The following is a 24,344-nucleotide window of genomic DNA, read 5'->3' on the forward strand; positions in this document are numbered from 1 at the left end:
AAACTACTGATTAGGTAATCTGAGTATAGGTCTAAGAACTTTCTGTCCATACCTTTCAACCTCTGTCGGAGTCTATCTTTACTCTACTCTGTTTTCCTTCCACGTAACATCAGTTAGTAATTAGTTTTTTGGCGATCGGCGCGGTAATTTAACTATTTGAGTCTGTTTTTCGGAAAGTTTTTGTAATTTTTGAACTTGTTTTAGGGTAAGCCCTGTAACTTGGGCGATCACCTCAATAGAAATATTTGAACGCAGCAGATTGATCGCAATCTGGTTAGTTGCTTCAGTCTTGCCTTGAGTTTTGCCCTTAGCTAAGCCTTGAGCTTCACCTTGAGCCAAGCCTTGAGCCTTGCCTTCGGCTAAGCCTTCTAGCAATATCTCCTGATAAATCACTGACTCTTTCATGATTTCACTCCTAAGTAATCTTTGAATGATCTCTTTATTTAATGCTAACCCAGAAATAATTGACGTAGCCGCAGCGACATCACTTTTTACTTTTTGATCTGCAATCTGGTCAATGAGCTTGGCAATATCTCGTAATGTTGCCTCTGGATTGTTGGTATTGGTTAAAACTGCCAGAGGCAAGAGTCCTTGATATTGCTGAAATGTTTCTGTGGGCTGCTCCCAGAGACGAATGACATTGAATTCATGGTTTAGTTTTATTGAGTTAAAGCTAGTTTGGTAGGCAAGGGAGGAGTTGGTTGGTCTTAAGTAAATTACGGTTTGATGAATTTCGCGATCGCGATATTTGCCATAGAGCCTCAGCCAGTAGTTTGCCATCCGATAGGGCATCGTGTCATCAGTTTTGGTTTGAAATTCTAGATGAACAATAATTTCTGCTGATTCTAAAAGGATCACGGAGTCCGCACGAATCGGATCGCTGGCAAGTTCTGATGGTTCTATTTTGGTTAACTCTATGGGTTTCCCAAGAAGCCATGTCGCGAAGTCTTGCGAAAAGTTTTCGACTAAGAATTTGCAGGTGTTGTCGTACATCTATTGCGGCTAGATTTTGGGAGAGGGATGGACAAGCCATCTCATAGTCATGTTATCAGTAACTACTTTAATTTCATTACTAAAGGAACAGAATAATTTGATTTTTAGTGTGTCTAGTAGTTTCAATATGAGCAATTATGTAATTTTTTGATTATATAAGTATTTGAACTTATGACTTCTCTTAATTATTTCTTTGAGATCAATTAACAATAGTTAAACCAAACAATAATTTTAGCTCAAAAAATTAAATTGAGCTAAAAAACGAGCTGAATTGAGCCAACTTTAAGAGGCAAATTGACTAAATTGATTTGTTGAAAGTGAAGAATATTTATTCTAACCAAATGTAAGCTTTCTCACTAAAAACACAAATCAAGTACAGAAGTCATGAACAACAAAAATTTAGTTGGGCTAACAAGTATTACTATTTGTTTTGCGAGTGGTTTGACTCTTTTCTCATCTCCAGTATCTGCTCAATATTGTAGAAGAGGAGAACAAAGAATAATTCGACAAGCTATTACTGTTGAAGCTCGTGCCAGAGGAGGTTGCGGTTGGGGAGATGGTGAGTGTAAAGCTTACCACGACATCAAAAAAAAGCCTTTTAACGCTCCAAATGGATGGTCGATTGTTGATTATAGAAGTAGAACTTTAAGTTCTAAACGGATGGATTGGACTACTGCATCCCATAGCTTTATCAGTGGAGGTCAGATTTATGAATCATTATCAGCTGCTTCTTCTAATAGCAACTCACAGTCAGGATTTAATCTGAACGCAGGAAAATATGGCAAGTATGATGGTCGGACTAATCAATCTAATGCTAATTCTGAGAATTATTCCGTAATGGAGTCTTCTAGAGTGAGTGGCATTACATTAGAAGTTTCTGCTTTCGCAGAGAAGGCATTTGGTGGTGGTTCTGGATCTGCGAGAAAAGAAACAATTGATGTAAAGTTACAGTGCGTTAACTAGTTGGTCATTACAGTTAGAGGTTAGGTAAGAACTTCTTAAAACTAGTTGATTTAGTTATTGGTTTCGTAGAAGTCACAGTAAGAGCAATTCATGAATTGCCCTTACTGTGCGTTGCGGATTTAAGAATGTTTTTGCGTAATTTCTAAAATAATATAGTTAAAACAAGAATGTTTTCTTTGTAAGATCGCCTATTCCATCAAAAACATATTTAGCGATCGCCTGAATACACTGAGTTACAAGGCGATATTACAGCGATACGTTTAGTAATGAAGCTAGACAGAAATGATAGAATAATTAAATAAATAGCAAAATAGGGACAAAATTATGGATATTAATATACCCCCTAGCAATCAGGAATTAATTACCCGCACAGAAAGAGGGCTAACAATTACAGGCACAAGAATCACGCTTTATGATGTGATGGATTATGTAAAATATCCACCTAAATTCGTTTGCGGGCTTTTCAACCTCACAGAAACACAAATCAACGCTGCATTTGCATATATTCACTCTCACCAAGAAGAAGTTGAAAAAGAGTATCAAATAGTTCTCAAAGAAGCAGAAGATCTAAAAAAATATTATGGTGAGCAAAACCGCAACTTAATTGCCAAGATCGTCAAAATACCGCCACCAAAAGGTCGAGAAGTGGTTTGGGAAAAACTTCAAGCACAGAAAGCAAAACTTCAACCCAAGTCAGAAATTTCAGCATGATCTTCTTGGTCGATCATAATCTTGAAGGTCATGCATTGCTTTTGGCAGGAAGACTCACCAATCAAGGCTGGTTAGATTTATTACCTATTCGTTTTGCATTATTAGAAGAGGTGGGATTACCAGTAAATAGCAGCGATCGCGTAGTTTGGCGATTTGCCCAAACGAACCAAATGATCTTGCTAACCGCCAATAGGAGAATGAAAGGAAAAGATTCACTAGAAGAAGTATTGCAAGAAGAAAACACTTCTACGTCTCTGCCTGTTGTCACAGTTGGAGATGCCAAGCGAATTTTAACCGATAGTAGTTATCGAGATCTTTGTCTAAACCGCCTTCTAGAAATAGTTCTATATTTGGATAATTATCTAGGGACACGACGAATTTTTATACCGTGAATCTTGATGCGATCGCTTAAATACACTTAATGGCATAGCGATCGCCCTATAGAAAAAATAGATATGGGTAATCTCACAATTATTAGCGAAACAGGCTTTCCCCATGCTGCTTGCTTATTTGAGTATGCAGAAGTCAAAACTTGGTGCGGATTTAAGCCGAAAATCCCAAAGTTTCCAGCATTTTGGGGCTATGTTGATCGCTCTGATCGTGCAATATATATTAAGAAATCAATCCGCTTTGAAGTACCCGATCGCACCTTACAAGAAGCAATCGCCATCCTAGAAGATAAATACAATGATCGTTGGTTCTCAATCTGGTGGGGAATTAATTGCATTGACTTTGCGATCGAGGCTGCTAAATTATGTGAATTACAAGTTCCTGAGCAAATAAGTTTGTGCAGTTTATTTTGCCATCACAGATAATTCAAGCGGCGATCACGGAGGCAATCTCTACAGGCTTCGGAGTTCGCCTAGATTGCCATGAGGTTGATCTCAATATTAGCTATCCCAAATATGCTGCTCATTACACCTCACCAATAGCGATCGCCTTAGCCCATCGGCTTGGACAAGATGCTTTAATTATTGCTAAGGCGATCGCCGAAATTTGCACCAAAACTTGTACTAAAATCTCTTCTGAAAATCCCGAAATAGTCTCACGATGGCAAATTCAAGCTATAGGTAAAGGCTGGCTGAATATTCAATTTACAGAGCTGTATTTAGGCGAGATCTTATTACTATTAGAGGAATTACAAATAATCAGAATTGAGGATATTAATGGAATTTGGCAAAAGCAATCTCTCAATGCTAATCCCAAGATAATTGAAGCTAATTATCCATATGCTCGTTGCTGTGCCTTAATTAGATTGGCTTATCGCGAGGGTTTGTTACCTTTAACTGCGGAAATAATGCCCCAAAATATTTATATTGGTGTGGAACCCGTCGAAATTAGTTTATTAATGCAGAATTTAGCGATCGCTGATTATTTACAGCTAGCTCAGGAAAAGGGGATAGTTAGCAATAACAAAAAAGTTCAGGAAAAGCGAGACAAATTAGCGCGATCGCTAGCGGAGCTATTTTTGCAATTTTATGATCAATGTCGCATTTTCGGCGTTAGTCACAACATCGCAATAAGTAGGCTATTGCTAATTAGATCCACACAAAAGATGCTCCTTGCGCTCGCGCCCAGTAATGTTCAGTATTTGCATTACCTCTAAGATTGAAAAAGTGCAGCTTTGCGGCACTTTTTCAATCATTTCCATAACAACATGGCATCACCAAAGGAATAAAAGCGATATTCCTTAGCGATCGCCTCTTGATAGACCGACATTAAAAATTCGCGCCCATCCTTACCCAAAAAAGATGACACCATCATCAGCAAAGTGGACTTAGGCAAATGAAAATTGGTAATCATGGCATCTAGCACTTTCCACTCATAGCTGGGATAAATCATTAAATTGGTTTTACCCTTAAACGCTTCATAGTTTGAGCTTTCTAGCGATCGCGCCACTGTACTACCCACACCAATCACTCGACCGCCCCTTGCCTTGGTTTCTTTAATCTTGGCGATCGTCTCTTCAGGCACTTCACACCACTCATTATGCATAATGTGCTGCGTAATATCCTCAGTCTCCACAGGACGAAATGTACCGATACCGACGTGCAGAGTCACAAAAGCGCGATCAACCCCCTGCGCCTGCAACTTTTCAAATAGCTGATCGGTGAAATGTAAGCCTGCCGTCGGCGCAGCGATCGCGCCCGAAATTTCTGCATAGATTGTCTGATAGCGCTCTGGCTCCGCATGGGAGTCAGTCACATAGGGAGGCAAAGGAATTTGACCTAACTGGTCGATAATCTTGTCGAGATCGGCATCCGCAGGGATATGAAACTGCAACTCACGCGCCCGCGTGGATGGCTCAATGCCCTCCACCGTCGCTTTTACATTCTCCGCAAATACAATCGTGCTGCCAATCGGAAGCCTCTTTCCCGGTTTTACCAAAGCTAACCAGCGATTATTTCCCAACGGCTCCATCAGCAAAATTTCTACAGGTACACCTGAGAGTTTTTTGCCATACATCCTTGCAGGAATCACCTTAGTGTTGTTAAAAACCAGCAAATCCCCAGACCGCAAAAAATTTGGTAAATCATAGAAGTGATGATGAAGCAAATTACGCTCAGCATCAATTACCAATAGTCTCGATGTATCCCTCGGTGTTACTGGATCTTGGGCTATGCGATCGCTAGGTAATTCATAGTCATAGGCAGACAATGCATAGTCAGGCTCAAGTTCGCTAACGGGCAATGAAGTCATAGAAAGATTGCATTTGGGGACATAGGCACTACTTAAAAATTTGCAGTACTTCTTATAAGTGTTTGGCAAAAAGTGACAGATTCACAAAAAAATATAAGAAATTTTATATACCAATCGCGTAAACAGTGGTATACAGATGGCAGCAGTCTATGTTTTTCCATAGAGTTTGCTAAGTAATTAGATATTTAATGAGGAGTTTATGCAGTACTTAATGACAGATCTTCACCAACGCTTTATTGGTGCTTTAAATTACAACAAGCCTCTGGCGGTTGGGGACGTGTTTCGTGCAGATAACACCAAGACCTATACAGTTGTGAGCATTAACGATACTCGTAACAAGAGCAAAGATGTTAAGTCGGTTACGGTAATTCCCGTACGTGAACCTGCTAATGCCCACTAGGATTGGCAAATTTCATCTTAATGGTTTAGAGACAGAGAGAGAGAGTAAGGTTAAATTATTTATAGCTAAACCGAATCCATTAGGCTCCGAATAGGCTCAAAATTGCTCAAAATATTGAAAGTTAAAGTAAGTCTGGAAAATTATCCAATTCAATCTAAGAGATTACTAGAAGCTGTTATTAAAATATTCTTGATATAAACGGGTATTTCTTAAATCTCTACAGATATTAAAAAGAGACCACAATCTCAAAAGCTCAAGACTAAACTTAAGAAATTTATATTCCAGCAGTCTCAAATATTTACCAACAAAAACAAGGAGATGTGGTGCAGCGCCGCATCTTCTTGTTTTTGGGTTGGAAGCGAATAACTAAAAAATCAAACAAAAAAGCCCAACCGATGGTTGGGCTTTTTTGTTTGATTTTTTAGTTAAGCAATAGATTTGACTTTATCCACGATCGCTGTGAAAGCTTGTGGATCAAGAATAGCAATCTGAGAAAGCATCTTGCGATTAATCTCAATATTAGCCTTCTTGAGGAGACCAGCAAACTTGCTGTAGCTCAAACCTTGTTGGCGAGCCGCAGCATTAATGCGGGTAATCCAAAGACTACGGAAATCGCGCTTCTTCTTGCGGCGATCGCGGTAGGCATTACGCAGAGCTTTCATTACCTGCTGGTTAGCAGTGCGGAACAGCTTGGAGTGCGATCCGCGAAAGCCCTTGGCTAATTTCAGTACTTTGTTGCGGCGCTTTCTAGCTACGTTACCGCGTTTTACTCTCGTCATGGCTTCGTTATTATCGTGAGTTGTTTTTATTTAATATTTTTAGGGCGATAAACGCCCTAAAAAAGCTTCAATTAGGCGTAAGGCATCATTGCGCTTACTCTGTCATTATCAGTTTCGTCAACTATAGCCATTTGACCTAATCTGCTCTTGCGGGCAGTAGATTTATGCTCTAGTAGGTGATTGCGACCAGCGTGGCGGCGAGCAAACTTGCCGCTACCCGTCACCTTGAATCGCTTGGCGGCAGATTTACGAGTTTTGAGCTTAGGCACTTCTTTCTAGTCCAAATTTTTGACCTTTACGAGTGTACCATAATGAAATGCGATATGTTGAAACTTGGAGTGAAATAATATGACACAAACTGTCATGGCAACTGCTCTCGCTAATCAACTACTCACGCTTGAGGAATTTTATAACTATGATGATGGTTCTGACATTCGCTATGAACTGGTGGACGGGGAATTAATTGCCATGCCTACAGAATCACCAGCAAATTGTACGGTTGCTAGAAGATTATTTGCTCAGCTACTCAAACTCATTCCCATCGAATGGCTCAGCTACAAAGAGATCATGCTAGAAGTAAGCGGTCGTAGAGCCAAAGTCCGCATTCCTGACATGATGATTTTAGGTGAAGAATGTTATGCCGCTATTAAAGATCAATCTAGAGGCATAATCACCCAAGATATGCCCTCCCCTTTAATTGCGATCGAAGTAGTTTCCACAGGCAGAGTTAATGAGTCGAGAGATTATCGTTACAAGCGCTCGGAATATGCAGTCCGAGGTATTGCGGAATATTGGATCGTTGATCCTAGTCAGCGTAAATTTACAGTACTTACGTTAGTGGAGGGTTTTTACGAAGAAGTTATCTATGGGTTAGATGATACTTTTCGGTCTGGCATATTTCCTGAACTAGAAGTCAAAATTAGCGATATCTTGAATGTATAAGTCATAGGGCGATCTTTGCCACAAACTACTCTATTTGTATGGAATCTAGCTCAGAAATTAACTTAGAAATCAAGATGAAACGCCGCATATTCATTAGTACAGGAGAGGTATCAGGGGACTGGCATGGGGCGATTTTAATTGAGGCTTTGCGCGATCGCGCTGCCCTGAGAGGGATGGAGCTAGAGATTATTGGCTTGGGTGGCGATCGCATGGCGGCGGCAGGAGCCAGCTTATTAGGCAATACTGTCGGCATTGGCTCCATTGGGGCAGTGGAGGCGATTCCCTATATTTTGCCCACAATCCGCCTTCAGGAAAATGCTAAGAAAATGCTCAAAAAGTCGCCGCCCGATGTGGCGGTACTGATTGATTACATGATGCCAAATCAAGGCATGGGTTATTTTGCTAAGCGAGTTTTAAATATACCTGTGGTCTATTATATTGCCCCACAGGAATGGGTTTGGTCATTTAATGACAAAAATACTAGGGCGATCGCCGCTTTTACGGATAAGTTATTGGCAATTTTTCCGCAGGAAGCTGTCTATTACGAAAAACAGGGGACTAATGTGCAGTGGGTGGGGCATCCCTTTGTGGATTTGATGACGAAGATTCCCGATCGCCCTACTGCGAGAAAAATGTTGGGCATCGCCGCCGATGAGCTAGTGATAACTTTATTACCGGCCTCTCGCACTCAAGAGCTAAAAGATGTCATGCCGATCATTCTCAAAGCCGCCAAGATTATTCAATCTCAATTACCCCATGTAAAATTTTGGTTGCCCCTCTCCTTAGAGCGCTATCGCCCAGCCGTGGAGAAGCTCCTTGCAGAATATGAAATTAACGCCACGATTACTTCAGGAGAGTCCCAAATTGCCATTAGTGCGGCGGATTTGGTAGTGAGCAAGTCGGGAACTGTAAATTTAGAAACTGCTTTGCTGAATGTACCGCAGGTGATTTTGTATCGTGTCAGCCCAATTACCGCATGGATTGCCCGTCATATCGTCAAATTACAATTGCCCTTTATTTCGCCTGTCAATTTGGTAAATATGGAATCAGTCGTGCCTGAGTTTGTCCAGAACGAGGCAATTCCTGAGGCGATCGCGGCGAGTGCTTTAGATTTGTTAATCAATCCTCAATCCCGCCAAACGATGCTAGATGGCTATGCAAGGGTAAGTAAGAGCCTTGGCGAGACAGGGGCTATTAATCGTGTAGCTGATTCAATTATTGATTATTTATAAAAAATAGAGATTTGCATTTTGCCGCAGGCAAAATGCAAATCTCTATTTTTTTATTTGGAATGTTTATAGAAATTTCTATAAACGTTTATCTTCTTTTACGAAGGCGCTTAACCTCGCAAAGGGGAGGGGGCGACTGTAGTAATAGCCTTGAATACTGTCACAACCTAAGTCCTGTAAAACTTTAAGTTCACCTTCGGTCTCTACACCTTCAGCAACGGTTTTAAAATTGAGACTCTTTGCCATCGTGATAATCGCCTTAGAGATGGCTCGATTTTGGCTATCGGTATCAATGTGCTGCACAAAACAGCGATCAATTTTCAAGGTATCCAAGGGAAATTTTTTAATATAGCCGAGGGATGAAAAACCTGTACCAAAGTCATCAATTGATAGTTTTACCCCTAGAGCTTTTAACTCCTTTAACTTCGCCAAGCTGGAGTCAATGCTATGGACAATGGTGCTTTCTGTTAACTCCAATTCTAGGTATTGCGGATCAAAATCTGTCTCTTCGAGAATATGGAGAATTCTTTTGTTGAGATCTTGCTGCTGAAATTGACGACCTGAGATATTTACAGAGACTTTGAGTTGAGGAACTTCGGTAATCTTCTCTTTCAAAGCATTTTGATTAATTAAGGTTTGTAATTCCTTAGTTTGGATACAGGCTGTTTTAAGAACCCATTCCCCAATCTCAATGATGGAGCCATTACCTTCCGCGATCGGAATAAACTTAAGTGGTGAAATCATTCCTTGATCGGAGTGATTCCATCGAATTAAAGACTCTGCTCCAAACATTATTCCCGTTGCAATATTTACCTGTGGCTGGTAATGCAATTCAAATTCTTGATTGTCAAGGGCATGATGGAGATCAGTTTGTAATTCCAAACTTAGGGGAAGTTCAATTTGAGCTTGATCAAAAAATTGATAGCAATTACCACCTTGACGCTTCGCCGCTTGGAGGGCAAGATTTGCTCTTTGCATGATGCCATTGGTGCTGTTGGCATCTTTAGGGTAAATAGTAATCCCAATACTTGCCGTTACATAGACCTCAGTAAGACCAACAATAAATGGGGTAGAAAAGGCTTCTAATAAAGAGTTAGCGACATTATCGGCTTCGGCTTTGGGATCGCAGGTGGCTAAAATGATGGCGAACTCATCGCCACTGAGCCGACATATCGTGTCCTCATCTTGCACCCTATCCAGTAACCGTTCAGCGATCGCTTGTAGAAGTCTATCGCCAAATTCTTCTCCTCTGGAATCATTAATCAGACCGAAGCGATCAATGTCAATTAAGAGAATGGGAATGGGATTAGAGGATAAGTTATCACAAAAGACTTTATCCAGACGATCTCTAAGCGCTAAGCGATTAGGAAGCTTGGTGAGCGCATCAAAATAGAGCATTTGCTCTAACTGCTCTTGGGCTAGATTTTGGGCAACTTCTTGGTAATGCTGGTCAAGTTTTTCTTTTTTACTTAATTGCGCTTTAATGGCCGCTAGCAACTCTTCACGATTAATCGGTTTTGTGAGGTAGTCATTAGCTCCTGATAACATTCCTTGGCGTAGATCTTGGCGATCGCCCAGAGACGTTAAAAAGATAAAGGGAATTACTGCGAGCTTAGGATCTTCTCGAAGTTCCTCCAAAAATCCGTAACCATCCATTTCTGGCATTTGGATATCTGACAAAATTAAATCAGGGTTTTCCTGTTTGGCAACTTCTAATCCCACCCGTCCATTGGCTGCCGACACAACGCGATAGTTAGCTAATTCGAGGATTTCACAAATGTTTTCTCGAATATCATCATCATCTTCTATAACTAGTAAGGCATACATTATGGATTACCCAAGAAATGTTTTATGGTGTGTACAGTGATTAGTCATGAACATTTGCTTGTAGGATTATAGGATTTAGTTCTTATTTTTGGCAAAAAACAATCCTCTAAATCCTCTATTTCTGACAAGTTCTTCTGACAAATTGAGATATTATTTTGATTTTTGAAACAAAACCTCATTAATGTGACCTTGGAATAAGTCTATACCTAGTGCTGATTTAATTAGGTAAAGAATGAAAATGGTAATAGCACTGATCAATAGGCTCATTGCAATAATTAGTAAAATTGCGGCAATTATATTTGCTACCTTAGTCACTCCATTTACTTTATATTGCCTTTGCTGTTTGCGATTATCTTTCCCAATTAATAAAACGACAAAGTAGCGAGTAAAAATTAAATCTACAACAAATCGCAAATCAATAATTTTAGGAGAAGGTTTAGGAATAGCTGCATTAACAACTGATTTTATCCGTTCCCAATCTTCTTCATTTAGCTTATCTAGAGTAGGAGATGGTATTTGATACATATAATAATTAGCATCTCTGCTGTTATAGGCTGTATAGCCACTTTGGGATTTGCTGTCAGGACTATTAACATTTGGATTGGAGGATGGATTATTGGATTGATGCATAGAAACCTTTTACCTAGATATAATTCGTTGATAGATATTCCAACCAATTACTATTGCCCCCCAGACAATAATCAATAATCCATAGGTTGATTTTTGATGATCTAAACCTAGTTTATACATACGTTTGTTGGCAAACGCTAATAGAAATATTATACCTACTGATAGCGCCCAACATAGCAATAGCAAAAAAGCGACATTCTGTGCTGAAATATCGCCTAAAACAATCGGTTTTGCCCAGACAAAAGCACTGCCCCAAAACCATAAAGATATCCATGCGATCGCGAGGGCAATGGATGAAGATCCTGTCTGGGCGAGGCGCAATGTTACCAAAAAGGTTCCTAACAATAGGAGGTAGTTAACGTTATAGACTGCTAGAAGATAGCCGCCAATGACATATCCTAAGAATAAAATTATGAGATAAATAATTGCATTATAGTGAATTCTTTTATTTTTCATAATGCTTCATAATTTTATGATTTGCTTAAAAAGCTTGCAATGCAAGCTTTTTAATTCTAGTGATGACAAAGCTTCGCCACGCCATCAAAAGTTAGTTCCTTATTTCAAAATGAGATCATCGGTGGAGAAGTCAATATCTACTTGAGAACGATTTGATGGGACATAATCTTGCTCAAAGGAAGTTCTTAATCCAGAGATGAGATCGTATTTGGGAGTCCACTGGAGATCTTGGGAAGCTTTGCTGACTGAGGCAAAGAAATGTTGTAAACGGAAAGGAAAGGCTTTCTTTTTGCCGAAGTCAAAGTCTTTGGGATTGTAATAGACAATATTTAGTTGGCTGGGATCTTTGCCTGCGGCGATCGCGCATTGTTTGGCGAGTCCTGTAAAAGTGACATAGCGCGTGTCGGAAATATTGTAGATTTCGCCGATCGCTTTTTGATTGCCTAATACGGCAACCATGGCGGCAGCTAAATCTTCGACATGTCCTAGCTGGGTAATAAATTTACCGTTGGCGGGAATGGGGATGGGGCGATCGCGCACGATGCGATCAAAAAACCAAGCTTCCACATCGTTATAGTTACGAGGTCCATAGATATAGGTAGGACGAATGGAAGTATAGGGAAAACCATTTTCGGAGCGAACCTGTTGCAAATATGCCTCGGTGTCTAGTTTTCCTTTATGGCGACTCTTAGGATCGACGGCATCGGACTCATGGTAGGGGAGGACATCGCTATCGAGATATACACCTGCGGAACTCATGTAAATAAAATGCTGAAGGCGATCGCGGAAAATTTCGACTAGGGGCTGGGTATCGCTCAGTTCGCGCCCATTGTTATCAAAAATTGCCTCGAAGGATTCACCACTAAGTTTGTCTTGGAGTTGCTGAGGATCGGTGCGATCGCCAAGAATTGTCCGCAATCCTGCCACGGGTGCAGGCTTTTTGCCGCGATTAAACAAGGTTACTTCATGTCCTTGTTCTACCAATAATTTAACTAGGGACACACCGATGAACCTTGTGCCACCCATGACTAAAATTTTCATTTGATGATTAATTTTCTTTCAGAATTGACTAACTTTCACAATTTACAGCAATTTGCGCTCAAACCCAAACCAAGGGAAATTATGAAAGTGTTGATTTGCAACACTTTCATAATTTCAAAAACCAAAAAATAGAGTTGTCAGGGCAAAAGGTACTGACAACTCTATTTTTTGGTTTTAATTGTTTTAACTTAGATGGCGACAGCTATAGTTAGATGGTGATGCGATGCATCGCACGTTTAGACAAGTACTGGAAATTATGCGGCGACTGATTGGCATTGTAGCGATCGCTTTTTTGAGTTTTATTTGTGTTTTGGCAATGGAAGCTCAACCCCAAACTCAACCACCAACTCAAACTTTTACGCCGCCCACACAACTACATCTGACCTATCCCCCTTTGCAACATACGACCACTAGCGATCGCCTGTTTTTTATTGGCACTGCGCCAAAAGTGGGCAATGTCAGTATTAACGGCAAATTGATCTCCCGTAGTGAAGCGGGACATTTTGCGCCAAGCTTGCCCTTGAAGTTGGGAGAAAATATTTTTCAGATTCAGTATTCGAGTCCTGAAGATGGCGAAAATGGGAGCAGTAATCGCCAACAGCTAATAACCGTTAAGGTCATGCGTGAGTCGCGGATCACCTTGCCTCCCAAGGATATTGGCTTTATTCCAGATTCCCTTTTTCCTAAAGTCAATATTGCCAGACAACCGAATGAGCGCATTTGCTTTGAGGCGATCGCTACGCCTAGCGCCAAAGTAGTTGCCAAAATTGGCGATCGCGAAATTCCGATGCTGCCCCGTCGCCGTAATGTTCAGCTACCGCCCAACTCTTCGGTACTAACGGACAATAATAAAGCAACTGAAGAATCGCCTTTGGGCTATTTTCGAGGTTGTGCCAGCTTTGAGAAGCCCAGTAAATTAGGGCAACCAATCTATGAAATGCGCTTAGGCGATCGCCTAATTCAAGAAAAAGCGACAGGAAATGTAGAAATTCTCGCGCCGCAAAATTTGCAAGTCGTGGAAATTACAGCGATCGCTGCCGATGCCAGAACTGGCGCAAGTACAGATTTTTCGCGTTTAACTCCTTTGCCCAAAGGGACTAAGGCTCTGGTGACGGGTAGGCAGGGAAATTGGTTGCGCTTGGATTATGGTGGATGGGTGAGAGAGAACTTTACCAAAGTGGAAGATGCGGAAGTTGCGCCCCATTCTATCGTTCGCAGTATCAGTACTAAGCGAGTGATTAGCAAAGCCGATCAAAATAGCGTTTGGACGGAGGTAGTGATTCCCCTAGAAGTGCCTGTACCATTGTCGCTCATTCAAAGCGATCGCGCGATCGCCTTAACTCTCTACAACGTGACTTCGCAAACCGATACCATTGCGATCGCGCCCGATTCCATTGTGAATAAGTTAGATTGGGCTCAAACGGAACCAGATAAAATAACCTATACCATCAACCTCAAACCCAAACAACAATGGGGCTACAAGGTTCGCTATGAAGGCACAAATTTAATTCTATCCCTCAAACATCCACCACTGCTTACATCTAATTCCACTCCTGAAACACCTCAATCTCTCCAGAATGTCAAAATCCTCTTAGATGCGGGGCATGGCGGCAAGGAGGATTTAGGCTCTAGGGGGGCAACGGGCTATCCCGAAAAGGATGTCACTCTGATTACTTCGCAACTTTTGCAGTCGGAACTTCAGAAGCGGGGTGCAACGGTGGTAATGACCCGCAAGGCTGATGATGATGTGGAGTTGGCAACGAGGGTGAATCTAATTGAGCAGGAGGAACCCACTTTGGCAATTAGCATTCATTACAACGCGCTGCCTGATGATGGTGATGCAATTAATACTTCGGGGGTAAGCGCTTTTTGGTACAATCCTCAAGCTCAGGATTTTGCGAAGTTTATCAATGCCTATCTTACAAAGAAATTGAATCGTCGTGATTATGGGGTGTATTGGAATAATTTAGCCCTTACGCGCCCGACTAGTACTCCATCAGTACTTTTGGAACTAGGATTTATGATTAATCCTGTGGAATTTGAATGGATAATTGATGCCCAGCAGCAAAAATTACTTGCTTCTACCCTTGCCGATGGTATTACCGAATGGATTTTGAATGCTGCTAACTGATTCTCTTAATTTTTGGTCGATCTTCCATTTTGGCGATCTCATCAATGCTTATATTCCTCTACTGCTCTGGACAGGGGTTGGTTTATTAGCTTCTAAATTTGTCCCTAGTAATGCTTCAAAATTTTTGGGTGTAGCTCTCTATTGGGTGGGTGTGCCATTACAGCTATTTGTACTTGCCCGTCATACCCAGTTTTCCGAAACGCCTTACATTCCCTATGTGGCGATCGCGGCTTTAATTCTCAGTTGGCTGTTGGCGCTAATCGGTTGGCAGTTTGCCAAACAAGAGCATAGCGATCGCTCTAGTTTGGGTAGTTTCATCTTGGCGACGATGCTGGGTAATACTGGCTTTGTGGGCTTGACGCTGACTAATTCCCTTGCGAGTTCCAGCTATGCAGATTGGGCGGTTTTGTATAGCCTTGCGAGTAATGTGGCGGGAAATTATGGTATTGCCGTATTTATTGCGAGTTATTTCGGCAAGAGTGATGTGAAGCCACCTTGGTGGAAATTGTTGCTAGATGTGGCGACTGTGCCGAGTCTCTGGGCTTTTGCGATCGGTTGGTATACGCGCCCCTTTGGTTTACCAGAAGCGATCGAGTCGAGTTTGGATTTGGGGGTATGGGTGACGATCGCCTTTGCGTTGTCTTTAGTCGGTTTGCGATTGGGCAAAATCGAGAAGTGGGAAAGTCTCAAACCTGCGGCGATCGCGGCTTTTTTGCGGGTGGCGATCGTGCCTTTGGCGATCGGTTTGGGGGCTACGGCTTTTGGGCTACGGGATGATCCGCGCCTAATTCTCACTTTGATGTCGGGTACGCCTACGGGTTTATCGGTATTGATCTTGGCGGAGGTCTATAACCTCGATCGCGATTTGTTAATCAGCACAATCGCTTTCTCTTTTATCGGCTTAATTTTCATGCTGCCAGTATGGATCGTCTGTTTTGGCTAAACCCATTTTGCTTTGTATATCTGTAGCCACTTGCATTAGCTAACTCTTGCTTTGCTATAAACTCCAAAAGAAAAATGGTGGCGCAAAGCGCCGCCATTTTTCTTTTGGAGTTTATACGGCTATATTTAGTCGTCTTGCTCAACCTTGGCAACCGTACCAAAGCCAGAAATCAAACGGCTAGACATACCCACAAACACCACCCGTTGCTTCTTCAATTGACCAGGAGAAACCTTGCCAACTACTAGCACGGGGCGCTTAAAAGAAACCTCATGGGATACAGGGAATAGAACAATCTTTTTGAAGGATAGAAAGATTACGGAATCAGTTACATTGCTATCGCCGATAGAGACAGTCTCAGCATTGGAAACCTCTGTGGACTTGGACTCAGTGTAGGAGAGTAACTCGGAATTCTTCGACAGTACCACAAGGAACTTGAACTTCTCCAAAGAAGTAAACTTAGATTCTGAAGAAACTAATTTTAACAATTTAGGATTAGCAACAATCAAGATAATTGAGCCAAGATTGCTTGTAGGAGGAAGAGTGGTAACGCTAGAAGAAGGCACTACCAAGTTCCCACCCGTCACATCACCTTTGAGGTTAAACGAAGCCCCGCCCAGATCGGTCGCAGTCTTCACTGTACCTAGGGTCGCAATATTCGCATCGGTAAATTTACTAATCTTCGTGGTGTCAACAGCTACGGTTCCCGAAGCTTTACCTGCTCCCCGAATATCATCACCGACCTTGAAAATGGAAGCGCCATTCAAATTGTCGAGAGTCGCATAGGTAAGACTAGTTAAATTAGCCGTACCAAAAGGAGTCAAAACGGTAGTTTTGGTATTAGAAACAGTACCATCGGTAAATCGAATTACATCAAAGGAACCACCAGTAATTGGCACAACAATGTTATTTGTCGGCAGAGTGGAAATACTGGAAGTTAGGACATCAATCGAAGAACCAGTCTGAATCGAGCCTTTAATTGTTTCGGAAGCAGTTAAGGCTGAGATATTAGCTGTAGAAGCACTATCAACGATTTTGCCCTTGATAGTAGTGTTGGCATCTGTAAAGGTAGCAGTCTTGCCTGTATCAAAATTGACTGAGCCTGTAGATTTACCAGCAATATCAAAGTTATTGCCTGTTGTTAAGTTAGTAGTGCCAACAGTAGTACCCGAGAGCGCCGAAACGGTGGCAGTACCCACTGGCGTAAGTACCGTTACAGCTGTGCTGGTGACATTGTTAGTAGCAGCATTAGTGACATTAACCGTAAAGCTTCCACCCGTAATTGGAATGGATGTGGTTTGGGCAAAGGATGGAGCCGACACAATCGCCGAAGCCCCCAAGGTAATTGCGATCGCCCCCAAGTTGAATGTGTAATTTTTAATCCGAGTTAGCATTTTTCTGTCCCTCTTAAAAAATATTTGTTGTGCTTGCTTGAATAATCCTGAGAATCAAGTAATTGCCTATCTACAAAAAGCAATCAGCGACGTAAATAGCTCGGACGTAGTTCCAAATAGGCTCTTAAGTCATACCAGACGGCTAAGCTATTTGTATGGTTCCCAAAATCTTCAAAAAATTTTCTGTGAATTTCAGTTTGCAAAATCCTTGAGCAAATCTCCCTAAAATAATGAGGCTTGCTCAAGGATTTACTCCTTCCTTAGAAAGTGAAGGTGGTACGAATAGCGCCAACGGTAATTGTGTCACTACCTGAAGTTTGCACAGGATTGAAAATAAACAATAATCCGGGGGTAATGCTGATATTGTCACTCAGGCGCATCCGATAGAACAACTCTAAATGGGTAGTGCTAGCAGGTTGTCCGCCAAAATCACCAGCATTTACACCAGTCAAACCGATCGCACTGGGGATATTAAAAGCAGGAACACCGTTTTGGGTGAGGGTGCTGCTAGTAATTTTAGGTGGTTGACCAACATAGATACCGCCCAAGTTGCCTTCTGCAAATAGGTCTGGGAAGTTTAAGAAGGTCATCCAGTTAAAGGTGCTAACCGATCCACCCACTCCCGTATCCTTGGCATCGGATGCGGTGTAACCAGCCCAACCACCGATGGTGATTCTGGGCGATAGTCTCCAAGCTACCGTACCGCCAAAGGCATTAGTAGAAAAACGTCCCGCGATCGGACCAATCAAATTATCGCCAACCCCAGTATTCAAACTGGCATTAGTAGTGTAGGAATTTAGGTAATACAGCGCGAGGTCAACGGTATCGGTTGGTGTTAAGGACAGTTGAGCGCCTGCGGTAAAAGGACCACCCGTTAGACCAATTTGAGGGTTGGAGGCAAGCGATGCGGCATATACACCCTGCAAGCTGACATTGTCCGTGATTTGCCAGTCAAAACCTGCTCCAGCTTGCCCGGGGAAGTTGAGGATGGGATTACGTTGAGCAAAGGCGGAAAGAGGTCCTTGACCCGCACTTTCATAGCGATTGGGTCCACGAAATACGCTAGAAGGGCTAACACCTGCCGCACCGACAATTACGGCTAAGCGATCGCCCACCAAAAAGCGATAGGACAAATCACTAAGTTGGAAGGCGTTGGCAGTATCTAGCTCATAGCCTAAACGGGTGTAAGTATTAGTGAGGAAGTTGTTGTTAATAAAAGAGGTGGATGCCGTGGTCGCATTACCCGCTTGCAAACCTGTTAGCAAAACACTGCGATTGTCAAATTGAGTAACTAGACTCAATTGCAGGTTATAGCCAAAGGTCAAATTAGTGGCATCATCGGGCGTATTTTTCGTGCCATTCCGTGGGGTCAAGCTACCAGTATTCGCAAAGCGGCTCTGCAAACCAAAAATTGCTTGTCCAAATAACTTAGTCGTAGTCGAAAATTGCTGTGCTTCCAATTTGGCAGTTTTGGCATCAAGAGCATCAACACGCCCACGCAGCGTGGCAAGCTCAACCGCATATTCCTCCTGCAATTTGCTTAAGGTCGCCAAATCTTCCTTACTGACCTTATCCGATAGTCCTGCGGAAATAATTTCATTGATCTTGTCAAGACAAGCATTTAAGCCAGCCGCAAATTCATAGCGGCTAGTTGCTTGATTACCGCGATAGGTGCGATCGGGATAGCCCGCAATACAGCCATAGCGTTCCACAAGGGATTGCAAAGCCGTAAAAGCCCAGTCGGTGGGTTTGACATCACTCAGTTGCGAAACTGAAGTGACATTCTGAGCATTAAGCTGCGAATTCCCCTTTTTAGCCGATCGCTCACTTGCTTTATTGGTATATAGAGGTGCTGCCTCAGTATTAATCGCCCGAATCATCTGCGAATCGGCGGTGAGATTGGTAGGAACGGTTGCCGACGAGGAGGGACTAGAGATGATCATCGGATCTCTAGCGATCGCCTTAAGCAAATTGGAGTCGTTAGAGATTTGATCTGCCTTACTTTGAGCGTTAACTTGAGGCTCCGCTTGAGCAGTCCCAGTACTGACAAAGTTAGCGATGATTGTAGATGAAATCGCTGTAAATGCTAGTGCGGCAAATTTTTTTGCCTCAGAATTGGGCTTAGGCTTTAATGACATAATTATTGACTATCCTCACTTAACCAATTTTCTAGATAGCTTTCAGTAGACTCTTAAGCTATATCTGTTGCCATTCTTGTTAGTACACAAAACCAGAAGACCAGTTGCGCCGCTTCGCGCCGACACTCGCTCCTTGGTTTTGATTTGTCCTAATACAAGTGATCACAGATATAAGTTACAAAAACATTAAATTTATAAAAACTTAATGCTAAAAACATGAAAAGCTTTAAAAGAGTGAAGACTGAGTAATTAAAAAACTGTTCCCAAAAAAATATTAATTTACAAATTAGTTTGCAAATTAGTTGCCAAATTAGCTCATAAACCTGATTACATGGCTCGTATTCCTCAACTCACCTATGATCGCGGTACATTAATTCTCCATCCACCCCCCAAAGGCAAAGCATGGATCGAGTTTGCCACATGGGACGATCGCATTGAGAAATTTCGGATACCTGCCCATCACTATCGCGAATTAATTTTGACCTTGCGATCGGAGGGAATAAGCATAGAGGACAAGGCGAGAAAATATAGTGAAATTCCTTTAAAGGCTCATACCCACATGGAGCCATATCCCCACCAAAGTGAAGCACTAACAGCATGGCAAAAAGTTGGTAAACAGGGAGTAGTAGTTTTGCCTACCGCCGCAGGCAAAAGCTATTTGGCACAGCTAGCGATGCAAGTCACCAATCGCAGTACTTTAATAGTTGTGCCGACCCTTGATTTGATGCATCAATGGTATGCCCAATTGCTGGCGGCTTTTCCTGATGTCGAAGTGGGTTTATTAGGTGGCGGATCTCGCGATCGCACAGCCATTTTAGTTGCTACCTACGATAGTGCCGCCATCCAAGCTGAGGCGCTAGGCAATCTCTATGGACTAATTATTTTTGATGAATGTCATCATTTACCGACGGACTTCAATCGGGTTATCGCCGAATATGCGATCGCGCCCTATCGTTTAGGACTGACCGCCACACCCGAACGCAGCGATGGCAAACATAGTGACCTCGAATTATTAATTGGTGAAGAGGTCTATCGCAAATCCGTCGAAGATTTGGCTGGTCAAGCGATCGCCGAACACACCATCGTCCAAATCAAAGTTTCCCTCTCTGACCATGAACGCGATCGCTATGATGCTCTGCTCCAAGTTCGCAATCAATTTCTCAAAGAAGCAAAAATCTCCCTCGGCAGTCTCGAAGGTTGGCAAAGATTTGTTCAAGCCAGTGCGCGATCGCAAGCAGGTCGGCGAGCCATGCTTGCTCATCGCGAATCAAAGGAATTATCCCTAGGGACAGAGGCAAAATTGCGAGTTTTAACCAACCTCCTCGCTCAGCATTTTCCCGAACGGATTCTCATTTTCACCAACGACAATGCTAAGGTTTATCGCATCTCTCAAGATCTATTAATTCCTGCCCTGACCCACCAAACTCCAGTCAAAGAACGCCACGAAATCCTGACCTATTTTCGCGAAGGAAAGTACAAAGCCTTAGCCGCCTCCCATGTCCTTAATGAAGGAGTCGATGTCCCCGATGCTCGTATTGCCATCCTCCTATCAGGTACAGGTTCCGCCCGTGAATATATTCAACGCTTGGGGCGCGTACTACGGCGGGGCAGTGACTTAAATAAACAAGCAATTCTCTACGAAGTTGTGACCGAAGATACGAGCGAAGAGAGGACTTCGGCACGTCGTCGCGGCAATAGGCGATCGCCTTCTGAGGAATTAGCATCTCCAGAGGCTAACTCTAAAGTCATCAAAATCGGCGTTAAGTATTCCGAAGAGATCACCAAACAACCACTAAGAGCCGCCGAATCACCCAAAGATAGCGAATAAGCCTAAGAATGGCATAGCCATTCTTAGGCTTATTCGCTATCGCCAATGTGTAGATTTGTATAGTTTAAAGACAACTCTCTTTTGCGTTTTCGAGCGTTATCTACTTTTTGCCGTGAGAAGCCAGAAAAAATCGTTTAAAATAAGTTGGATAGCAAAAGTTTAGATAGCAATATCACTGGTAGCAGCTATGGAACTTGCAGCCTATATATATGATGCTTTGGCTTATGAGCAAGCTCAAAACGATCAATTAGATACCGATCTAATTGGTTTCAATCTCCCCATTGAGCTATCTCCAAGAAAATGGCAAGCTTGCTTGCTGTCAGCGATCGCTGCGACCAGTTTCACAGGATTAAGCTTTAACTTCGATAAATCCGCACAGGCAGCGATCGCTCTAGAGCCATCAGTAAACGTTGCGCCTTGGTGTAACAATCTCTATCTCTGTGATACCAATTATGTTTTAGAGGTTCAATCGTTACTTACTCAACAGGGCTTTTCCGTTGGGCAAATTGATGGAGTCTACGGCACACATACAAAGCAAGCAGTCATAGAATTTCAAAAATTGCAAAATAATCTCGTAGTTGACGGTATTCCCGGGGAGAGAACTTTAAGCCTATTACGCCAGACTCCAAGGCAAACCGAAAATACCCAAGCGTCAAGAATCTTCACCCGATCCTCTAGCGAACCCCAAAATAACACCACCTATCAAATTTATCCCCGAAAAAATGCCCGTTTACTTATCAACCAAACAGGCAATAGCGAAGAAATCGGTAATTTACAAATCCTCTTAAAACAACGGGGATTTTATCAGGGTGAAGTTGATGGTCGAGTAGACACCGAAACAACTCAAGCGATTCAAAAAGCGCAACAAGCTTATGGATTAAATGTCGATGGATTTGCGGGCCCTTGGACAATTAGAGCTTTATTAGCAGGAGGTAACGACCAAGTATTAACCCAACCATCCCTAGATCTCGAACCATCTGCCAAGGAAGTTAAGGATATCCAAACCCTTCTTCAGGAAAGAGGCTTTTATGAAGGAGAACTTAATGGTATTTACGACATTTACACAAGAGCCAGCATCGTAAAAGCCCAAATTGCCTATGGGCAAGCCGTTACAGGAGAACCTAATCCAGACTTAATCTTGAGAATGAAATCCCAAGACCGCAATAGAAACAATGTTCAGAACATTCAAAACAGCCCCAGTAGCCAAGATATCCGTCCTAGTCCGCGAAATGTTCTCCCTAATTCTCAAGCCTATGCCCCTAGGTAAGCCCGATATTCTCAGTCATTACCGACTTAACTAATCAATTTCTCTTATTCAACTTTCAATTTTTTCTTCAATTCTCCCAAGGTATCAATTATGGAACTCTTAGCTTACATTCAAGAAGAACTAGTCCATGCTGGTGAAGCGATCGCCCCCGATAGTGAAGTTAGCAGCACTACGATTAATTCGTCTTTTCAAGCTTGGCTTCAAGGCTTAATGACAAAATCAGTCAAACTAAGTTTTAACTTTATTTTGGCGGGGACAACCATACTTGTGGGCTTAGGTTCCACACTTACAGCCATAGCCGCAGTTACGCCTTCTCAGAATGTGAAATATGTCCAGTCTTTGCTTGCCAAAAATGGCTTCGATCCGGGAGCGATCGATGGTGTAGCAGGTGCTTCTACTAAAAATGCAATTCTTCGCGCCCAAAAAACCTATGGACTCAACACTGATGGGATTGCAGGTGGTCAGACGATCGCCGCCTTAGAGAATGGCGGTACTTCCAGTCTAGAAATCAAAGATAAAACCGCCCTCAAAGAAACGGCTCCCGCCTCATCCACCGTGATGAACCTCCAAAAGTTGTTGGCAGATCGCGGGTTTTATAACGGTGCTGTGGATGGCATTATGGGCAATCAAACCCGTGCCGCCATTATTGCTGCCCAAAAAGCCTATAATCTAGTCCCTGATGGCATTGCTGGTTCTCAAACCCTAGCGGCTCTAGAGTCCGATGGCAAAGCAACGATCAAGCCCATCAGCGATACAAGTACGACTTCCTCAACTTCTCCAACTACAAGAAGCCCAGAGGTTGCCAACCTACAGGAATTGCTCAGCAAGCGTGGCTTTTACAATGGGGCGATCGATGGCATTAAGGGAGACCAAACTAAAAATGCGATTCTCGCTGCTCAGAAACAATATGGCTTAGCTACCGATGGCATTGCAGGCGCTCAAACCCTTGCGGCTTTAGAGTCCGATGGCAGCAAAGTTAATATTGCCACCAGAAACAGCGAGACTACTCGGAAGACCACTGATAAAGCTGAGGCAAATAGGACGGAGGCAAAGACAAGTGATAAAGACCTAGTCACATTACAGCAACTCCTCGCTAAGCGTGGTTTTTATAATGGGGCGATCGATGGCGTTAAGGGAGCGCAAACCAATAACGCAATTATTGCAGCTCAGAAATTCTATGGATTAACCAGTGACGGCATTGCAGGCGCACAGACTTTAGCGGCTTTGCAGTCAGACACAAAAGTATCGTCATCAACTCCCAAACCAAGCACATCCGCTAAGACTCCAGATAAGGCAGTTAATGATGATGGTGTGGCAAATTTGCAAAATCTATTAGCCGATCGCGGTTTTTACAATGGACCGGTCACTGGTTTCTTGGGGCCAAGAACTAAAGAAGCCATCATGGTTGCCCAAAAAGCCTATGGCTTAAAGGCGGATGGCATTGCAGGCGCTCAAACTATTGCCGCTCTGGAATCAGGCGCACCCCGACAGTCAATTGCTACAAAAAATAGCACCCCGACCGTTCGCGTAGAACCCAAACCTCAAACACCAGCAGCCCCCCCCCAACCTGAACTTCAACCCCAGATTCGGGTTCAACCCCAAGCTGCTCCTACTCCCCAACCACAGGCGACCACTCCGCCTGCCCAGCCACAGGCAACAGCACAGCCCAAACCTACACCTCAAGCCACTGCTACCCCACAAGCTACCGTAACACCCGCGACTCCCGCACCAGCCGCGACTCCCGCCCAACCACAGGCTAGTGCTAGCGATGCTCAAGTCCTAGAGTTGCAGCGTCTACTCGCAAAACGTGGTTTTTACAATGGTAAAACCGATGGTGCGCTAACAGGCGAAACCCGTAACGCGATCATTAGAGCGCAAAATTTTTACACAATTAATCCAGCCGATGGCTCCCCAAGCAATAAATTGATTGATAGTCTTAGTAAAGATACATTCATTTCTGAAGGCAACTAAGTCC

At 42.8% G+C, this 24,344-nt stretch carries 23 protein-coding genes; 13 read left to right on the forward strand and 10 right to left on the reverse strand.

The annotated features are described in order from the left end of the window. Window positions 1-120: 120 nt before the first annotated feature. A complete protein-coding gene (locus H6F42_RS07270) occupies window positions 121-993 on the reverse strand; it encodes an Rpn family recombination-promoting nuclease/putative transposase (RefSeq protein ID WP_190398696.1) in 873 nt (290 codons plus the stop codon). Window positions 994-1,377: 384 nt separating this feature from the next. Here H6F42_RS07270 and H6F42_RS07275 point away from each other — a divergent pair, with 384 nt between their 5' ends. From H6F42_RS07275 to H6F42_RS22075, 5 genes are all read left to right on the forward strand, one after another. After that, entirely contained in the window at window positions 1,378-1,956 is a 579-nt protein-coding gene (locus H6F42_RS07275) for a hypothetical protein (protein WP_190398697.1), read from the forward strand. Between the two features lie 324 nt (window positions 1,957-2,280). Then, window positions 2,281-2,667, forward strand: coding sequence for a DUF433 domain-containing protein (locus H6F42_RS07280; RefSeq protein ID WP_190398698.1), 387 nt, complete (start codon window positions 2,281-2,283; stop codon window positions 2,665-2,667). Continuing rightward, the gene (locus H6F42_RS07285) at window positions 2,664-3,059 is read left to right on the forward strand and encodes an ACP S-malonyltransferase (protein ID WP_190398699.1); all 396 of its coding nucleotides are present in this window, start codon (window positions 2,664-2,666) and stop codon (window positions 3,057-3,059) included. Before H6F42_RS07280 ends, H6F42_RS07285 begins: the two co-directional genes overlap by 4 nt. Window positions 3,060-3,122: 63 nt before the next feature. Continuing rightward, window positions 3,123-3,482, forward strand: coding sequence for a hypothetical protein (locus H6F42_RS07290; RefSeq protein WP_190398700.1), 360 nt, complete (start codon window positions 3,123-3,125; stop codon window positions 3,480-3,482). Beyond that, entirely contained in the window at window positions 3,455-4,273 is an 819-nt protein-coding gene (locus tag H6F42_RS22075; RefSeq protein ID WP_190398701.1) for a DALR anticodon-binding domain-containing protein, read from the forward strand. Before H6F42_RS07290 ends, H6F42_RS22075 begins: the two co-directional genes overlap by 28 nt. Before the next feature lie 35 nt (window positions 4,274-4,308). Here H6F42_RS22075 and queA read toward each other — a convergent pair whose 3' ends face one another. After that, window positions 4,309-5,367, reverse strand: coding sequence for a tRNA preQ1(34) S-adenosylmethionine ribosyltransferase-isomerase QueA (queA, locus tag H6F42_RS07300; protein WP_190398702.1), 1,059 nt, complete (start codon window positions 5,365-5,367; stop codon window positions 4,309-4,311). A 199-nt stretch (window positions 5,368-5,566) separates the two neighbouring features. On the opposite strand from queA, the gene H6F42_RS07305 reads away from it, so the two are divergent. Then, on the forward strand, window positions 5,567-5,767 hold the full coding sequence (locus H6F42_RS07305) for a hypothetical protein (protein ID WP_190398703.1): 201 nt from the start codon (window positions 5,567-5,569) through the stop codon (window positions 5,765-5,767). Between the two features lie 425 nt (window positions 5,768-6,192). Here the strand turns inward: H6F42_RS07305 and rplT are convergent, their stop codons facing one another. Together rplT and rpmI are read right to left on the reverse strand one after the other, a co-directional pair. Further along, window positions 6,193-6,546, reverse strand: a complete 354-nt coding sequence (gene rplT / locus H6F42_RS07310; RefSeq protein ID WP_190398704.1) for a 50S ribosomal protein L20 — start codon at window positions 6,544-6,546, stop codon at window positions 6,193-6,195. 71 nt (window positions 6,547-6,617) lie between these two features. Beyond that, window positions 6,618-6,815 carry a 50S ribosomal protein L35 gene (gene rpmI / locus H6F42_RS07315; protein ID WP_126386243.1) on the reverse strand — a complete coding sequence of 66 codons (198 nt, stop codon included), beginning with the start codon at window positions 6,813-6,815 and terminating at the stop codon, window positions 6,618-6,620. Window positions 6,816-6,894: 79 nt separating this feature from the next. On the opposite strand from rpmI, the gene H6F42_RS07320 reads away from it, so the two are divergent. Both H6F42_RS07320 and lpxB read left to right on the forward strand, forming a co-directional pair. Then, on the forward strand, window positions 6,895-7,488 hold the full coding sequence (locus H6F42_RS07320; RefSeq protein WP_242018358.1) for a Uma2 family endonuclease: 594 nt from the start codon (window positions 6,895-6,897) through the stop codon (window positions 7,486-7,488). Between the two features lie 38 nt (window positions 7,489-7,526). Continuing rightward, complete coding sequence (lpxB, locus tag H6F42_RS07325; RefSeq protein WP_242018359.1) at window positions 7,527-8,720, forward strand: lipid-A-disaccharide synthase; 1,194 nt, start codon at window positions 7,527-7,529, stop codon at window positions 8,718-8,720. A 75-nt stretch (window positions 8,721-8,795) separates the two neighbouring features. On the opposite strand, the gene H6F42_RS07330 is transcribed toward lpxB, so the two are convergent. The 4 genes from H6F42_RS07330 to H6F42_RS07345 form a co-directional block, all read right to left on the reverse strand. After that, a complete protein-coding gene (locus tag H6F42_RS07330) occupies window positions 8,796-10,544 on the reverse strand; it encodes an EAL domain-containing response regulator (protein WP_190398705.1) in 1,749 nt (582 codons plus the stop codon). 150 nt (window positions 10,545-10,694) lie between these two features. Then, entirely contained in the window at window positions 10,695-11,174 is a 480-nt protein-coding gene (locus H6F42_RS07335; RefSeq protein ID WP_242018360.1) for a hypothetical protein, read from the reverse strand. A 9-nt stretch (window positions 11,175-11,183) separates the two neighbouring features. Next, the gene (locus H6F42_RS07340) at window positions 11,184-11,630 is read right to left on the reverse strand and encodes a hypothetical protein (RefSeq protein ID WP_190398706.1); all 447 of its coding nucleotides are present in this window, start codon (window positions 11,628-11,630) and stop codon (window positions 11,184-11,186) included. 99 nt (window positions 11,631-11,729) lie between these two features. Beyond that, complete coding sequence (locus H6F42_RS07345) at window positions 11,730-12,671, reverse strand: NAD-dependent epimerase/dehydratase family protein (RefSeq protein ID WP_190398707.1); 942 nt, start codon at window positions 12,669-12,671, stop codon at window positions 11,730-11,732. Window positions 12,672-12,927: 256 nt separating this feature from the next. Between H6F42_RS07345 and H6F42_RS07350 the strand changes: the two genes are divergently transcribed. Together H6F42_RS07350 and H6F42_RS07355 are read left to right on the forward strand one after the other, a co-directional pair. Further along, complete coding sequence (locus H6F42_RS07350) at window positions 12,928-14,802, forward strand: N-acetylmuramoyl-L-alanine amidase (protein WP_190398708.1); 1,875 nt, start codon at window positions 12,928-12,930, stop codon at window positions 14,800-14,802. Further along, the gene (locus H6F42_RS07355) at window positions 14,789-15,745 is read left to right on the forward strand and encodes an AEC family transporter (RefSeq protein WP_190398709.1); all 957 of its coding nucleotides are present in this window, start codon (window positions 14,789-14,791) and stop codon (window positions 15,743-15,745) included. The genes H6F42_RS07350 and H6F42_RS07355 overlap by 14 nt, the downstream gene beginning before the upstream one ends. 125 nt (window positions 15,746-15,870) lie before the next feature. Here the strand turns inward: H6F42_RS07355 and H6F42_RS07360 are convergent, their stop codons facing one another. Together H6F42_RS07360 and H6F42_RS07365 are read right to left on the reverse strand one after the other, a co-directional pair. Further along, window positions 15,871-17,136 carry a hypothetical protein gene (locus H6F42_RS07360; protein ID WP_190398710.1) on the reverse strand — a complete coding sequence of 422 codons (1,266 nt, stop codon included), beginning with the start codon at window positions 17,134-17,136 and terminating at the stop codon, window positions 15,871-15,873. Between the two features lie 260 nt (window positions 17,137-17,396). After that, window positions 17,397-19,274, reverse strand: coding sequence for an iron uptake porin (locus H6F42_RS07365; RefSeq protein WP_199288946.1), 1,878 nt, complete (start codon window positions 19,272-19,274; stop codon window positions 17,397-17,399). A 331-nt stretch (window positions 19,275-19,605) separates the two neighbouring features. Between H6F42_RS07365 and H6F42_RS07370 the strand changes: the two genes are divergently transcribed. The 3 genes from H6F42_RS07370 to H6F42_RS21840 all read left to right on the forward strand — a co-directional run bounded on the left by H6F42_RS07370 (window position 19,606) and on the right by H6F42_RS21840 (window position 24,340). Beyond that, window positions 19,606-21,102, forward strand: a complete 1,497-nt coding sequence (locus H6F42_RS07370) for a DEAD/DEAH box helicase family protein (RefSeq protein WP_190398711.1) — start codon at window positions 19,606-19,608, stop codon at window positions 21,100-21,102. Between the two features lie 187 nt (window positions 21,103-21,289). Beyond that, complete coding sequence (locus tag H6F42_RS07375) at window positions 21,290-22,369, forward strand: peptidoglycan-binding protein (protein ID WP_190398712.1); 1,080 nt, start codon at window positions 21,290-21,292, stop codon at window positions 22,367-22,369. A 90-nt stretch (window positions 22,370-22,459) separates the two neighbouring features. Continuing rightward, on the forward strand, window positions 22,460-24,340 hold the full coding sequence (locus H6F42_RS21840) for a peptidoglycan-binding protein (protein WP_190398713.1): 1,881 nt from the start codon (window positions 22,460-22,462) through the stop codon (window positions 24,338-24,340). Window positions 24,341-24,344: the final 4 nt, after the last annotated feature.

Source organism: Pseudanabaena sp. FACHB-1998, from assembly GCF_014696355.1.
Taxonomy (GTDB): domain Bacteria; phylum Cyanobacteriota; class Cyanobacteriia; order Pseudanabaenales; family Pseudanabaenaceae; genus Pseudanabaena.